This is a genomic window from Fontibacter flavus (assembly GCF_042432905.1).
Classification (GTDB): domain Bacteria; phylum Bacteroidota; class Bacteroidia; order Cytophagales; family Cyclobacteriaceae; genus Fontibacter; species Fontibacter flavus.
Genome location: NZ_JBHLWI010000013.1, coordinates 16802 through 30983 on the forward strand (window position 1 = coordinate 16802; position 14182 = coordinate 30983).

The window sequence follows — 14182 nt, forward strand, 5'->3', positions numbered from 1 at the left end:
TACAATCAAACCTCAATTTTTTGAATGACGAAATATGGCTCTTCCCCTCCCATAATTTGGGGTGGAACTACCCCAAAAATTAAAAACTTATTATCATACCAATGTTGATATTTGGGGTCAGCAAGCTGATGAATTTTAGAATTTTTGCTTACCATGTTTTGAACCTGATTGATGGATGACAACTTACCGTTTTCTATGAGGAATACTTTTTCGCCGGGGAGATTACGCTTGTTGTCATTCCCTCTAAATAGAAAAAACACTTTTGCCTCTTGATTAGCCATTTGATAGGAGCCACTATAGATGGTTTGATTGTAAAACAACTTGATTGATTTATCGAAAACTTTCTTACCTTCTGCATCAATGCTTAAAAAATGAACAAATTTTCTGTTAGTTTTAATTGGTTGAGATGCCAAGGTGATATACTTGCCATCAGTGGTGGCCTCAATTAAACGCATCTCTCTATTAAAATTTTTTCCCCCAATTACTTTTCTATTTTTTTTATAATCATAGAAGCCATCAAAATCCTTGAAAGCATAGGCAGAAAAATTCTGGTCCAAAAATTCATTTATTTCTATTTGAAAATAACCTGAAAACCACTCTCCTGGTTTGAAGCTATATGTTCCGACAATTTTATACTCTTCATAGGGGCCATACAAAAGCTGAGCTTTTCTAATATACTTTTTTTTATCAGCCGGTAGTTTTACAGGAAGACGCAATGTCCTGTTAGCATCTTTGTCGTAGGATAGAATCTGCAATTGTTGAAAACGGCTTTTACCAGAACTGTATACAAGTACATCCAATTGATTATTCAACACCTGCATATCCCATATTCTAGTGTCTTTATCAAAAAAATCGGTAATCGAATGCAGGGTATTGTTCTGATAATTGAAAATCTCTAAAAAGTCCCCCTCCTTAATAGAGCCCATCATGACAATACCGTCTTCTATTGGCCTTATAGCCAAAGGGAAAACCATATTGGAACTAATAGGATAACTGGAAATGCCTCCTGTATTGAAATCAATCTTTAATAACAGCTTTTCATACCCTGTTTCTATCCCCCAAGAAATCATTATGTATGCATACCGGTCATCTGCTTCATACGTGACGTTATGCACATTTGGAGATAGTTTTTCTTCCTTAAAAGCTATAGTCTGCAGATTTTCATCTTGAACATAAAACTCAACTGTACCTGCCTTTCTATTGATTTTATAAACCAAGACCCGTTCCTCTGTTGTGAGGATGCCATATTCAGTAATACCCATTTCTCTTTCCCACAAGGTCAATTGTGCCAAAAGCTGATCCAATGAGGCAAAAAAACAATAGAAAATAAGCAATAGTAATTTTATTTTCATGGTATAATAACAACTGATTTGGAAAGCTGCATGCCTACGACCTGATCAAATGTTAGTATAAAACAAAAAGGCCAAAAAACATACAAATACAGGAAATCCATATATCAAACGATTAAACCCTTCAGAAAATGGGACTTAATCATATTATAAAATACGCTCTGAAAATGATTTTGTTAATAAATTGACAACAGAGAAAAAAAAAGCCCCGGAAATTCCGGAGCTTTGTGCGCACGAGAAGATTCGAACTTCCACACCCGTAAGGCACCACCCCCTCAAGATGGCGTGTCTACCAGTTTCACCACGTGCGCGGTTAAAGGTCTGCAAAAGTAGAAAGCTTTGCTGTTCGTTGCAAGTCAAAACTTCAACTTTCGTATAAATTTTTATTGGAACACTTTTCTTTCTGCTGCAAGCAAGGTGTTATAAAGCAATGAAGCAATAGTCATTGGACCAACACCACCAGGAACAGGAGTGATTGCAGAGGCTTTTGCAGCCACTTCATCAAATTTCACATCTCCAATTAATCTAAAACCAGACTTCTTAGTCGAGTCATCTATTCTATGGATTCCCACATCTATTACCACAGCATCTTCTTTAACCATGTCTGCAGTAACAAATTCAGGTTTGCCAATGGCCACTATCAAAATATCTGCAGTCTTGGTGATTTCCTGTAGGTTTTTGGTCCTGCTATGTGTTAAAGTAACTGTACAGTTACCAGGATAGTCGTTCCTGGCCATCAAGATACTCATCGGTGAACCTACAATATGACTCCTGCCTATGACCACACAATGCTTACCTGAAGTTTCAATTTTGTACCGTTTCAACAATTCAACAATACCATATGGAGTAGCTGCCACATAAGCCGGCCAACCTAAGGTCATACGGCCAACATTAGCTGGTGTAAAGCCATCCACATCCTTTTCAGGCTTAATCTTGTTCGTTACTTTTTCAACAGAAATATGTTTGGGTAATGGCAATTGCACGATCAATCCATCAATGGCAGTGTTCTGATTAATGTCTTCCACTACTTTCAACAACTCCTCTTCAGAAACATTCTCCTCCAATCTCACCAAGGTGGACTCAAAGCCTACCAGCTGACAGGCTTTCACCTTTGCACCTACATAGGTTTGACTTGCTCCGTCATTTCCTACCAAAACAGCAGCCAAATGAGGGATTTTACCACCTTCAGTTTTAATTTCCGCTACCCTTGCAGCTATTTCTGACTTGATTTGATCCGAGGTCTTTTTTCCGTCTATGAGTGTTGACATGATTGGAGTATCGTTATTAGGATATTGGTTAATTGGTGATTGGTTAACTGTTAAATGTTAATTTTTTAAAGGCTATTAGATTATAAAACTTTCTTATAACTTCCCGAAATTATAGTTTTCAAGTCCCTAGTCTTGCGTCTTTTGTCTTGAGTCTAATGTCTATACTCTAGATTCTCGCATCTCTTCTTAATCTAACTTCAATACCGCCATAAATGCCTCCTGGGGCACTTCGACATTTCCTACTTGTCTCATTCGCTTCTTACCCTTCTTCTGTTTTTCAAGTAATTTGCGTTTACGGGAAATATCACCACCATAACACTTAGCCAACACGTTTTTACGCATAGCCTTTACAGTCTCTCTAGCGATAATTTTGGTGCCGATTGCTGCCTGTATGGCTATTTCAAACATCTGCCTAGGCACAAGTTCTTTCAGCTTCTCGCACAATCTCTTGCCCCATTCATAAGCTTTGTCCCTATGCACAATGGCAGAAAGTGCATCCACTACTTCCCCGTTCAACATCACATCCAGTCTCACCATATGAGACTGCTTGAAACCGATCAATTCATAATCCAAAGAAGCATATCCTCTAGAAATGGTCTTCAACTTATCAAAAAAGTCAAACACAATCTCTGCCAACGGCATGTCAAAAGAAAGCTCAACTCTATCAGAAGTTAGGTAAACTTGGTTTTTGATCTGCCCCCTTTTTTCCATACAAAGCTGTATCACTGGCCCTACATATTCTGCAGCAGTGATGATCGTCGCTTTTACAAATGGTTCTTCTATATGTTTGAATCTGGTTGGATCCGGCATATCAGATGGCGCATTGATCAATTTGATCTCATCATTGGTCATCAGAGCCCTGAACTGTACAGAAGGCACAGTGGTGATCACTGTCATATCAAACTCACGTTCCAATCTCTCCTGAATGATCTCCATATGGAGCATACCCAAGAAACCGCAACGGAATCCAAAACCAAGCGCAGCAGACGTTTCAGGTTCCCAGACCAAAGACGCATCATTCAACTGCAATTTCTCCATGGATGCCCTCAACTCTTCAAACTCCGTGGTATCTACAGGATAAATACCCGCAAAAACCATAGGTTTAACATTTTCGAAACCTTTGATGGCAACATCACATGGACGTTTGATATGGGTAATGGTATCCCCTACTTTCACTTCTTTGGCTACTTTGATACCTGAAATCAAGTATCCTACATTACCGGCGGCAAGTGTCTGCTGAGGAATTTGGTTGATGCCCAAAATACCGATTTCATCTGCGTCATACTCCCTGCCTGTATTGACAAACTTAATCTTGTCTCCTTTATTGATGGTTCCGTTGAAAACCCTGAAAATTACCTCCACTCCTCTGAATGGATTGTAGACAGAGTCAAAAATCATCGCTTGCAGTGGTGCCTCAGGATCTCCTTTTGGAGCTGGGATTTTCTCAACCACTGCATTTAAGATTTCTTCGATACCGATCCCTTCTTTTCCGGAAGCCAAGACGATGTCCTCTCTATCACATCCTATCAATTCCATCACCTCATCTGCTACCACCTCCGGATCAGCTCCTGGAAGGTCAATTTTATTCAGAACAGGAATGATTTCAAGATCATGTCCTATCGCAAGATACAAATTGGATATGGTTTGGGCTTCGATTCCCTGAGAAGCATCTACAATCAGCAATGCCCCTTCACATGCTGCAATGGAACGGGATACCTCATAAGAAAAATCCACGTGTCCCGGGGTATCAATTAGATTGAGGATATATTCCTCACCTTTGTAATTATATTTCATCTGGATGGCGTGGGATTTGATGGTAATCCCTCTTTCACGCTCCAAATCCATATTGTCCAACAACTGGTCCTGCATATCGCGATCGCTTACCGTATTGGTAAACTGCAGCAAGCGGTCTGCCAATGTACTCTTCCCATGATCGATATGGGCGATGATACAGAAATTTCTAATTCTTTGCATATTCATACTGGCCGCAAAAATAGATAAAATTGTGGGTATTATTGATATTACATTTAAGTATCCCTTGAATTTTCGAGCTTGTTTTTTCGAAAAACTCTTCCTAGGCTTTTAAATGATTTGTAGAAACATAATGTTTTGGCCCATTATACCAGGATTGGGAACAAAATGCTTATTCTTACTTGGTATTTTTACTGTTTTTGAGGCTTTCTTGTTTTCTTTGTCACCAGAAATGATGCAACATGAAAGCCATAGCAGACAAGAAAAAGGAACAAAATATTGGAGAATACATCATCTACATGTACCAAATGGAGGACCTGTTAAGGGCCTTTCAGTTCAACCTGGATGAAGTCAATCAATACGTCATTTCCCATTACCCCATTTCAGAAGAGGAAAAGACAGAAACATTAGAATGGTTTCAAAACATCGCTGATACCCTCAAAAAAGAAGGAAAAGAAGAAAAAGGAAGGCTTGACAGCACCCAAGCATACGTAGCGGAGTTGGCCAAAATCCATTGGGAATTGCTTAAAACGGATAAATCCTATTTTGAACATTACCAAAAAGCCAAGCCTCATATTCTACAACTTGTAATCGATGCTGGGAAAGACGCTCCCTCAAATGAAATCCAGATCTGTCTGAATGCCATTTATGGTTTGTTGTTGGCCAAGCTGAGAGGTAGGGAAGTGCCTACAGGAATATTAGATGCTACAGACAGTTTTGGAAATGTATTAAGCTACCTCAATTTTGTCTATTTTCAGAAAGAAAATGAAAAGTTGCAAAGAAATTAACCTACTCTAGAAGCTCATATATGCTTTTGTAGCAACCATTAGCTTCTACATAATCCAAGAAAGCATTGTAAAAAGGGTGAGCGCTTAAAGTCGCACTATCTCCAATTACTATCAACTTCCTTTTGGCCCTGGTCAAGGCCACATTCATCCTTCTAGTATCAGAAAGAAAGCCGATTTCACCTTGGGTATTGGACCTGACCAAACTGATTACTATGATATCCCTTTCCTGACCTTGAAATCCATCAATAGAATCAATGGTCAATAATTCTGAAAAAGCACGCAGATTAGGGAATTCATAGCTATCAAATACGAGTTCATTGAATCTACGAACCTGCGCTCTATAAGGTGCAATCAACCCAATGTTCCATTGGCTGTTTTTGATCACTGCCACCCCTACCCTTTTGATCAATGACTCCAGGTATTTTAAAGCAAACCGGGCTTCCTCCAGATTAAAAGTACTCAGGGACTCTTCTTCTGTTTGCTCAACATATCCACTCCCTGCAGTATCAATAAATTCCAGTACAGGTTCTTCGGGGTTTAGGTAATGAAAATTGGTGTTTTCTGCAGCTTTCAGTCCATGATGATAAAAATACTCACTGGAAAAACCCATGATCAGTTCCGGCATCCTGTATTGCAAATCCAACATCTTAGAGGCGTACACCTGTCTCTTGATCACTTTCTCAAAAAGCGTTTCACGCAAACCAGCTTTCGCCGCTTCATAGGACTTGATTGTGGGCGGCAACTGGCAATGGTCCCCTGCCATTACCACTTTCTGAGCCTTTTGAATTGGAATCCAAGTGGCCGCTTCAAGCCCCTGAGCTGCCTCATCTATAAATACCACAGGAAATTTCATTCCTTTCATTGCCGAATTTGCCGCACCGACCAGAGTACAGGCGAACACCTGGGTCTGTTGAACAATATCATAAGTGATGTATTCTTCCAAATGTTCTGCTTCCACTTTGCAACGCGTAGCATCATCAAGCAACCTACGCCTTTGCATCCGCTCTTCATGGCCAAAATTCCTTTTGTATTTTTGTCCTAGTTTACGGTACTCTTCAGCAGTTTTTTTAAGCTTTTTGAGATCCTTATAACTATCATGAAGGGAAATTTTCGCATCCAATGTCTGGGACAATATGTGATCTTCTACCCTGGCAGGGTGACCTATTCTTAGCGTATGGACACCATTTTCATATAACTTCTCTACTAATAAATCAACAGCTGCATTGCTGGGTGCACAGACCAAAACCTGCTTGTATTGCTGCAATGACTGTTGGATTGCCTCCAATAGCGTCGTGGTCTTGCCTGTTCCCGGAGGACCATGGATAATGGCCACATCCTGTGCATTAGCAACTAATTTCAATGCTTCCTGCTGACTGGTATTGAGTTGATTTTCTATCAGGACTTCTTCCTCTTCAAAAACTGCTGACTTATCTCCCAATAGAATCTCCTTCAATTCAGCCAACCTCCCTTTTTCTGCCTTTATGACAGATTTTAGAGCGGACTCCATTTCTCTGTAGCTTGCTTCATCAAATAAAAGATCTATCCCGATTTTTCCTTTATGAAGCCATTCCGGCAGTTCTTCAACTTGAAGGGTTACCGTCATGATATCTTTTTTGACCTGATTGATGACCCCATTGATCCTCAAGTCAGGAGAACTGTGCATTTCCTGATTTGAAAAAATTGAAACTGATTTGCCTGACTGGAAAACATGACTTTGCTTGCTGTCAAACCTTTCCAAATCCACAATCCATCTTTCCCCATACCCTACGCGCGATTTTTTCAATTGAACAGGATACCAACAGATCCCCTCATTTTTCTTATCTGAAATTGAGGTATATAGAAATTTTTTTTTGAACTGCTGCAAATCCTCATCCCACTCCTGCTTCAAAAGTTTTAAAGAAATCTTTAATTCTTCGTGTATATTTGGCATCTTTAATTAAATTTAACGCAAATCTAACAGTTAAACTTCACCCAACTATTACTGTTTTTGATAACCTGTGAATTATCTAGCACACGCATATTTATCCTTTGAAGAACCCAAAATCCTGGTCGGTAATTTTATTGGTGACTTTGTAAGGGGTTCAATCGAAAAATCTTACGAAAAAGAAATTGTTTCCGGCATCAAACTCCATTGGGCTATCGATAAATTTACCGATAACCATCCCGTTGTAAAAGAAGCCCAGGAAATCCTAAAGCCTGAATATGGAAGATACTCCACCGTAATCACGGACATGTACTTCGATTACTTTTTGGCAAAATATTGGAAAAACTACCACCACCAACCTTTGGAGGATTACGTTCAAAACGTCTATGAAACCATCGATAGCTTTAGGGATATCGTCCCACAAAAGTTCCTGACGACCTTTGCCTATATGAGGTATTACAATTGGTTAGGTGGCTATGGAGAACTGGACGGTATACGCCGAGCAATGACCGGTATGGCAAAAAAAACCAGGTTTAAATCCAACCTCGACACTGCACACATCTTTCTTGATGAACATCACGAATTCTTGAGGTTGCACTTTGGTGATTTCTTTGAAGACCTCGTTAGCCATTCAAGAAGTAAACTACAAGAATTAAAGTCAACATGATCCAGTGTAAACCAAAAACCAAAACCTACATTGCTTTGGGTTTGGTATTAGTAGTTCTAATTTCCGGACTGATTTACATACTCAACCACTTTGCCACGCAGCGCACCTTTGGACTGTGGTTTTATTTACTTTCTGCCACGCTCATCACCTTGGTTACCCTTCTGCTTTTAGTTAAAATGATGGCAGCCTACAAATTTATTTCAGCCGGAAAAGAACAGATCATTACGAGATTACCTTTAAAAGGAATGACCAAGCACTATAATCTACCCCAGGTTTTGGTATGGGAGGAGGAAAAAATGATTTCCAATAAAAGGGAATTCAAACAATTGACCATCGTATTTGATGACAAAAATTCCTTCACGATCAGCAACCATGAACATGACAATTACGATCAGTTTGTCAACTACCTTAATAAAAAAGTAGCCTCCAAAAAGATTGATGCCGTAAAAAAATCTAAAAGCGCAAAGCAAAAGAACCGGTAATAGCCGTATTGCCTTTGCTAAACCTGCCGCCGGGCAAGGTAAAGACTGCCTCAGGACTGAAAAACTGCCTGGCCTCCAATCGGAATACGGCATTTTCCTGAATCTTATAATCGACATTTGCAGATAAACCTGAGATTTTCAAACCCTCATCCAGTATGATCCCCTTTGGATCAGAATATTGCTCCAATCTACCTGCCAGATGAAATCTATCTCCTAAAGCTCTTCGCAAAGAGGCTGTGATGCCATACCACTGATTGGGATTACCAAAATAGGCCTCCTGTATACCATAATCCCCACCAATCGTCACTCCCCATTTGCCAGGTTCATACTGAATGTAGAAATTGTTGAAAAAACGGAATAAGCGTACAGGGTCAGGCCCCTCATTACCGAAATAATTAGAATAATTAACCTTAAGACCATCTATTGGACTATAGTTGACGCCCAGCCCAAATCCTATCCCCTGCTTCCTTTCTTGTCTTTGGACATTTTGCCAGCCGTTTGTCAACCAAAAAGTCAGATCCATTTTGGCAGAAAGTTCATAAGTAAATCTTGCTCCTGTAAAAAAGTAGGGGGAATTATCAGCCAGCAAGCTTCTGCTCAAATGCCAGCCATCCATGCCATACCAACTTTCAAAACCAATATGTGAAGGCATGATGCCCACATCCAGCCAAAGTCTGGGATGGAGCCTTACCCCAACAGATGCTTCATTTAACAATCTTGCCCATGTAGGCTCATTAGCCAAATTGAATTGGGCATAGGTACCCCCCATTAAAGCCATATTGGCCCTGATATGCTCTGAAGAATACGCTGCCTTTATCAATGCAAGATTAAAACTAAATTCATTGTGTCTGGAAAAATTGTATAAAAAAGATGGCCTATTATGATCATCCGGGCGGTTAAAATCATAAGAATAATAGGTTTCCAAATACCCGGAAAAAGTAAAATCGCCAATCTCTTTTTGTTGGGAAAAAATCACCCCAATCACCATACTGAAAAACAGAGTTAGAAAAGCCTTTTTCATTTGCGATATTATAAACGTAAAAAGCCCGAAAAATTAATTTCGGGCTTTATTTTATCTCTGGGTTCTAAAATTACGGTCGTATAACTCAATACTTTCCTTTACAATTTTATAGGCTTCTTCTTTACCCAAGAAATCCTCCACTTTTACTTCCTTGTTTTCCAGCTTTTTGTAATCTTCAAAGAATCTGTGAACCTCTTTCATCAAATGCGGAGGCAGTTCATCAATATCACTGATATAGTTGACAGACTGATCGTCAGCCGCCACAGCAATGATTTTATCATCAGCCTCTCCACCGTCAACCATCCTCATCACACCAATGACTTTTGCTTTAACCAAGGTCATGGAAGGTATATCGATCTGGGAAATGATCAAAATATCCAAGGGGTCTTTGTCATCACAAAATGTCTGCGGGATAAAACCATAATTTGCAGGATAATGCACTGCGGAAAACAACACCCTGTCCAAAAGCAACATACCTGTTTTCTTATCGAGCTCATATTTCCCTTTGCTTCCTTTTGGAATCTCTATTACTCCCATCACGTACTCTGGAGCTTCTTTTCCTATTTGCACATCGTGCCATGGATTGATCATAATGAAAAACTTTAAGTTTTAAAACGGGCTGCAAATTACGCTCAAATCGTGTTTTAACAAAACATGAAGTTGTGTTTTTGACTTTAGAAACCCTACGCAGGCTTAAAGCTATATCAATTTATCATTTTAGTTTAGTTCAAACACATGAAACTTTGCACTAGGGGGGTAAAACCTCTACCTTCACTGTCATTAAACTATAAAATCTTTAAAACTTCTTGTTTGAATGCATGGTAGTAAAAGATTTTTTTTTGAAGGGCAACTGTCTGATAATTAAAGGAGAATCACCAAATCAGTTTGCTTTGGATGTAAACAAAAACTAAATTGTTTTTAAGCTGTAAAAATTTCTTTCGATATTTGATAAAACACCGTTGAGTTACTTTGCCCAATTTTCATGAAGTAATGCTTTATCAAAAATTTAAAGTACTTAAAAAAATAAAATCACATGTCTGATACCCCTCAAAAGCCAATAAGGATTTTATATATAGATGACGAAGAGATAAATCTGCAAGCTTTTAAATCGACCTTTAAAAGGGACTTCAAAATTCTTGTGGCTCTATCGGCAAAGGAAGCTAGAGAAATCTTAAAAGAGCAAGAGGTGGACATCATTATTACGGATCAAAGAATGCCTGTCGAAACCGGATTGGATTTCTTGGTTTCAATAATGCCTAATTACCATGATCCAATTAGAATTCTTTTAACTGCTTATACGGACATTCAGGTAGTATCAGACGCTATCCAAAAAGGGATTATCTATCATTATTTAACAAAGCCCTGGGATGAAGATTATTTGCGTAACATCATCCACAATGCTTATGAGGTCTATAATTTGAGACAGGAAAATCTCAAATTAAAAAGGGAGCTTGCTATAGCTAAGGATCAACTGGATAAAATTTCAGGGCAGAATCAACTATCCTAATACCTAGCAGCTAGTAAAAGCTGCAGCTCTTTATGAGGCATGGAGAATTTTCTGGCCAAATAGGCATTGGTCAAGCTTCCCCTGTAGGTATACACACCTTTCATAAACCATTTATAATTAAAGATCATCTCTTCCGCACCTCTGAGATCAGCCATTTGAAGCACAATTGGAGTAAATATATTGCTTAGCGCCACTGATGCTGTACGGGCAACCCTTGATGGAATATTTGGCACGCAATAATGGATTATCCCGTGCTTTGTGAAAGTTGGTTTGTCATGGGAAGTCATTTCTGCGGTTTCTATACAGCCTCCCTGATCAATGCTCACATCGATAATGATACTTCCTTCCATCATACCCGCCACCATCTCCTCACTGACCACAATCTTATTTTTACCTTTTTCAGCCCTCAATGCACCAATCACAACATCGGCTTCCTTGAGCGCTTGCCCCAAAGTATAATTATCAATGGTTGAGGTATAAACCTGCTGGCCTAATAACTGCTTTATCCTTCTTAACTTATAAATATGATTATCAAAAACCTTGATACTTGCTCCTAATCCAAGGGCTGTTCTTGCGGTATATTCTGCTACAGTTCCAGCACCTATGATGACCACCTCTGTAGGTGGCACACCGGTAATACCACCCAAAATCAGTCCTTTGCCGTCATTCACACTGCTCAAATATTCCGCTGCAATCAGCATCACCGTGCTACCGGCAATCTCACTCATAGCCCTTACAACTGGCATCCCACCCACCTTATCTTCCAGATTTTCAAAAGCTACAGAAGTAATTCGTTTTTTATTCAGCGCATGTACATAATCCGCATGTTGCTTTCCTAACTGCAAAGCCGAAATAAGGCAGGCTCCAGGCCTCATATATTCAATCTCCTCTGGAGTTGGCGGTTCAACTTTAAAAATCACTTCTGCATCATAGGCCTCTTTAGCTGAATAAACGACTTTTGCTCCTGCGTCGGAATATTCTTGGTCTGAAAACTTGGATAGGAGCCCCGCATTGGATTCGACTATCACCTGTTGGCCATTATTGACTAAAAGTTTAACAGCCTCCGGAGTAAATACTACTCTTTTTTCCTGAGCGGCTATTTCCTTTGGCAATCCTATCACCAAAGAATTTTTAGCTGATTTCACCTTTGCAGGTGCTTCCTTTGGGTAAATCCCAATTCCTTCTGTTAACTCAACCATACTTTTCGCCATTTATGACTCTTTCTAAAATGATTGTCCTGGATTCATCCTCTTCAGCTTTGATGCTAATAAGAATAAAATTTTCAGGAACATACTCCGGTATACGCTCTGCCCATTCCAACCAACAATTGTGCCCACTGTAAAAATACTCATCAATTCCGATTTCCAGTACTTCTTCCGATTCTTCTATCCTGTAAAAGTCAAAGTGGTAAAAAATCTTCCCTTTATCATTTCTATATTCATTGACAATGGAGAAAGTTGGGCTCGAAACAGGATCTACTATTCCATTTTTTTTTGCTATGGCTCTGATCAGTGTGGTCTTGCCTGCCCCCATCTGCCCCTTGAACACCCAAATCTTCTCCTCTCCACAGTAGGATATGATTTCTTGTGCAACAATATCAAGTTGTTGAAGGGATTGACAATGAATTGTTTTCAAGACTTTTAATTATTCTTTGGTACCAGATGGACAATCGGAACAATCATCTCCTCCAAAGATACGCCTCCATGCTGAAAGGTATCTTTGTAGAAATTTACATAATAATTGTAATTATTAGGATATGCAAAGAAATAATCTTCCATCGCAAAAACATAACTCGTGGAAACATTAAATTTGGGAAGCTTGGCTTCTTCAGGTTTGAGCACCTCAAAAACTTTACCTCTCTCGTAATTTAAATTTTTTCCCTGTTTGTACCTTAGATTGGTCGTAACATTCTTGTCACCAATGATTTTATAAGGTCTATTGACCCTTTTTGTTCCATGGTCGGTAGTTACAATCACCTCTCCTTTGACGTCATTGATCTTTTTGAATAATTCAAACAATGAGGAATGCTCAAACCAGCTTTTGGTCAGAGAACGATAGGCAGATTCATTAGGAGCAAGCTCTTTGATCATTTTCATATCTGTCCTTGCATGGGACATCATATCCACAAAATTGTAGACCAATACATTCAGGTCATTGTTCAATAAATTATGAAATTGGTCCACAACTGCCTTTCCCTGGTAAGCTTGAAGGATTTTATGATAACTGAATTTAATATTTAACCTGTTTTTATGAAGATTTTCACCCAAAAATTCCTCTTCATTATTGTTCTTACCTTCTTCCGTGTCTTCGCCTTCCCACAATTCGGGATGAAACCTCGCCATTTCTGAGGGCATCAGCCCGCTAAAAAGTGCATTTCTGGCATATGCGGTAGTTGTGGGTAAAATACTGAAATAAGTACCATCTTCCTGCACGTTGAAATAATTGGAAATCAAGGGTTTTAAAATCTCCCATTGATCCAATCTCAGGTTATCAATGACCACAAAAAACAAAGGTTTACCTTCCTTGACATGAGGAAAGACTTTTTCCTTCATCAGCTTATTGGATAGAATAGGCGCATTGGCTTTTGGATCATTAAGCCAATCCAGGTAATTGTTTTTGATAAACTTAGCAAAAGTGGAATTAGCCTCTGTTTTTTGAGTTTCCAAAACCTCCTGCATGCTTTTATTTTCCGTCTTGTCTATCTCCAGCTCCCAATAGGTAAGACGCTTATAAATATCTACCCATTCCTGATAAGTCGAAGCTTCATCACAGGCCATACTGATATGCATAAAATCCTGCCGATAAGACAAATTGGTCTTTTCGGAGATTAGCTGCTTGTTTTGAAGGATTTTTTTGACCGACAACAAAATCTGATTGGGGTTGATAGGCTTGATCAGGTAATCTGCGATCTGCCCTCCAATGGCATCATCCATAATGTGCTCCTCCTCACTTTTGGTAATCATAACTACCGGTATCTGAGGCTTAAGCATTTTGATCTGCTGAAGCGTCTCGAGTCCTGTCATTCCCGGCATCATTTCATCTAAAAAAATAACATCAAAGTTTTGCTCTTCAACCATATCTATGGCATCCAATCCACTATTGACTGTAACAATCTCGTAACCTCTTTGCTCCAAGAACAGGATATGAGGCTTCAAAAGATCTATTTCGTCATCTGCCCACAGTATTTTAGATTTTTGCATAAAAT

13 protein-coding genes and 1 tRNA gene are annotated in these 14182 nt (G+C 39.2%); 4 read left to right on the forward strand and 10 right to left on the reverse strand.

Features of this window, described 5'->3' with window-relative positions; translation table 11 throughout:
* Window positions 1-5: 5 nt before the first annotated feature.
* The 4 genes from ACFFIP_RS06150 to lepA form a co-directional block, all read right to left on the reverse strand.
* On the reverse strand, window positions 6-1352 hold the full coding sequence (locus ACFFIP_RS06150) for a hypothetical protein (RefSeq protein ID WP_382386703.1): 1347 nt from the start codon (window positions 1350-1352) through the stop codon (window positions 6-8).
* A gap of 225 nt (window positions 1353-1577) precedes the next feature.
* Window positions 1578-1660 (reverse strand) — tRNA-Leu (locus ACFFIP_RS06155).
* A 72-nt stretch (window positions 1661-1732) separates the two neighbouring features.
* The gene (locus ACFFIP_RS06160) at window positions 1733-2617 is read right to left on the reverse strand and encodes a bifunctional 5,10-methylenetetrahydrofolate dehydrogenase/5,10-methenyltetrahydrofolate cyclohydrolase (RefSeq protein WP_382386704.1); all 885 of its coding nucleotides are present in this window, start codon (window positions 2615-2617) and stop codon (window positions 1733-1735) included.
* A 186-nt stretch (window positions 2618-2803) separates the two neighbouring features.
* The gene (gene lepA, locus ACFFIP_RS06165) at window positions 2804-4597 is read right to left on the reverse strand and encodes a translation elongation factor 4 (protein ID WP_382386705.1); all 1794 of its coding nucleotides are present in this window, start codon (window positions 4595-4597) and stop codon (window positions 2804-2806) included.
* 233 nt (window positions 4598-4830) lie between these two features.
* On the opposite strand from lepA, the gene ACFFIP_RS06170 reads away from it, so the two are divergent.
* Window positions 4831-5376, forward strand: coding sequence for a DUF4924 family protein (locus ACFFIP_RS06170; protein ID WP_382386706.1), 546 nt, complete (start codon window positions 4831-4833; stop codon window positions 5374-5376).
* Between the two features lies 1 nt (window position 5377).
* Here ACFFIP_RS06170 and ACFFIP_RS06175 read toward each other — a convergent pair whose 3' ends face one another.
* Window positions 5378-7306 (reverse strand): AAA domain-containing protein, encoded by a 1929-nt coding sequence (locus tag ACFFIP_RS06175; RefSeq protein ID WP_382386707.1) that lies wholly within the window; start codon window positions 7304-7306, stop codon window positions 5378-5380.
* A 67-nt stretch (window positions 7307-7373) separates the two neighbouring features.
* On the opposite strand from ACFFIP_RS06175, the gene ACFFIP_RS06180 reads away from it, so the two are divergent.
* Both ACFFIP_RS06180 and ACFFIP_RS06185 read left to right on the forward strand, forming a co-directional pair.
* On the forward strand, window positions 7374-7967 hold the full coding sequence (locus ACFFIP_RS06180; protein ID WP_382386708.1) for an acyl carrier protein phosphodiesterase: 594 nt from the start codon (window positions 7374-7376) through the stop codon (window positions 7965-7967).
* Window positions 7964-8449 carry a hypothetical protein gene (locus ACFFIP_RS06185; protein WP_382386709.1) on the forward strand — a complete coding sequence of 162 codons (486 nt, stop codon included), beginning with the start codon at window positions 7964-7966 and terminating at the stop codon, window positions 8447-8449. The genes ACFFIP_RS06180 and ACFFIP_RS06185 overlap by 4 nt, the downstream gene beginning before the upstream one ends.
* Here the strand turns inward: ACFFIP_RS06185 and ACFFIP_RS06190 are convergent.
* Together ACFFIP_RS06190 and ACFFIP_RS06195 are read right to left on the reverse strand one after the other, a co-directional pair.
* The gene (locus tag ACFFIP_RS06190) at window positions 8421-9470 is read right to left on the reverse strand and encodes a porin (protein WP_382386710.1); all 1050 of its coding nucleotides are present in this window, start codon (window positions 9468-9470) and stop codon (window positions 8421-8423) included. The two genes, ACFFIP_RS06185 and ACFFIP_RS06190, sit on opposite strands and share 29 nt — an antisense overlap.
* Window positions 9471-9521: 51 nt before the next feature.
* Window positions 9522-10061 (reverse strand): inorganic diphosphatase, encoded by a 540-nt coding sequence (locus ACFFIP_RS06195; protein WP_382386711.1) that lies wholly within the window; start codon window positions 10059-10061, stop codon window positions 9522-9524.
* 442 nt (window positions 10062-10503) lie between these two features.
* On the opposite strand from ACFFIP_RS06195, the gene ACFFIP_RS06200 reads away from it, so the two are divergent.
* Window positions 10504-10977 carry a response regulator gene (locus ACFFIP_RS06200; RefSeq protein ID WP_382386712.1) on the forward strand — a complete coding sequence of 158 codons (474 nt, stop codon included), beginning with the start codon at window positions 10504-10506 and terminating at the stop codon, window positions 10975-10977.
* Here the strand turns inward: ACFFIP_RS06200 and ACFFIP_RS06205 are convergent.
* From ACFFIP_RS06205 to porX, 3 genes are read right to left on the reverse strand one after another with little or no spacing between them, the layout of a single operon-like run.
* Window positions 10974-12176, reverse strand: a complete 1203-nt coding sequence (locus ACFFIP_RS06205) for an alanine dehydrogenase (protein ID WP_382386713.1) — start codon at window positions 12174-12176, stop codon at window positions 10974-10976. The two genes, ACFFIP_RS06200 and ACFFIP_RS06205, sit on opposite strands and share 4 nt — an antisense overlap.
* Window positions 12169-12612 carry a tRNA (adenosine(37)-N6)-threonylcarbamoyltransferase complex ATPase subunit type 1 TsaE gene (gene tsaE / locus ACFFIP_RS06210; RefSeq protein WP_382386714.1) on the reverse strand — a complete coding sequence of 148 codons (444 nt, stop codon included), beginning with the start codon at window positions 12610-12612 and terminating at the stop codon, window positions 12169-12171. The genes ACFFIP_RS06205 and tsaE overlap by 8 nt, the downstream gene beginning before the upstream one ends.
* A 5-nt stretch (window positions 12613-12617) precedes the next feature.
* Window positions 12618-14177 carry a T9SS response regulator signal transducer PorX gene (gene porX, locus ACFFIP_RS06215; RefSeq protein ID WP_382386715.1) on the reverse strand — a complete coding sequence of 520 codons (1560 nt, stop codon included), beginning with the start codon at window positions 14175-14177 and terminating at the stop codon, window positions 12618-12620.
* Window positions 14178-14182 lie beyond the last annotated feature (5 nt).

Bases quoted from the DNA above. Each gene is read 5' to 3' on its own strand.
- porX (WP_382386715.1), bottom strand. From the start codon at position 14,177: ATGCAAAAATCTAAAATACTGTGGGCAGATGACGAAATAGATCTTTTG.
- ACFFIP_RS06190 (WP_382386710.1), bottom strand. From the start codon at position 9,470: ATGAAAAAGGCTTTTCTAACTCTGTTTTTCAGTATGGTGATTGGGGTG.
- ACFFIP_RS06185 (WP_382386709.1), top strand. From the start codon at position 7,964: ATGATCCAGTGTAAACCAAAAACCAAAACCTACATTGCTTTGGGTTTG.
- ACFFIP_RS06160 (WP_382386704.1), bottom strand. From the start codon at position 2,617: ATGTCAACACTCATAGACGGAAAAAAGACCTCGGATCAAATCAAGTCA.
- ACFFIP_RS06175 (WP_382386707.1), bottom strand. From the start codon at position 7,306: ATGCCAAATATACACGAAGAATTAAAGATTTCTTTAAAACTTTTGAAG.
- ACFFIP_RS06195 (WP_382386711.1), bottom strand. From the start codon at position 10,061: ATGATCAATCCATGGCACGATGTGCAAATAGGAAAAGAAGCTCCAGAG.
- ACFFIP_RS06205 (WP_382386713.1), bottom strand. From the start codon at position 12,176: ATGGTTGAGTTAACAGAAGGAATTGGGATTTACCCAAAGGAAGCACCT.
- ACFFIP_RS06170 (WP_382386706.1), top strand. From the start codon at position 4,831: ATGAAAGCCATAGCAGACAAGAAAAAGGAACAAAATATTGGAGAATAC.
- ACFFIP_RS06200 (WP_382386712.1), top strand. From the start codon at position 10,504: ATGTCTGATACCCCTCAAAAGCCAATAAGGATTTTATATATAGATGAC.
- lepA (WP_382386705.1), bottom strand. From the start codon at position 4,597: ATGAATATGCAAAGAATTAGAAATTTCTGTATCATCGCCCATATCGAT.
- ACFFIP_RS06150 (WP_382386703.1), bottom strand. From the start codon at position 1,352: ATGAAAATAAAATTACTATTGCTTATTTTCTATTGTTTTTTTGCCTCA.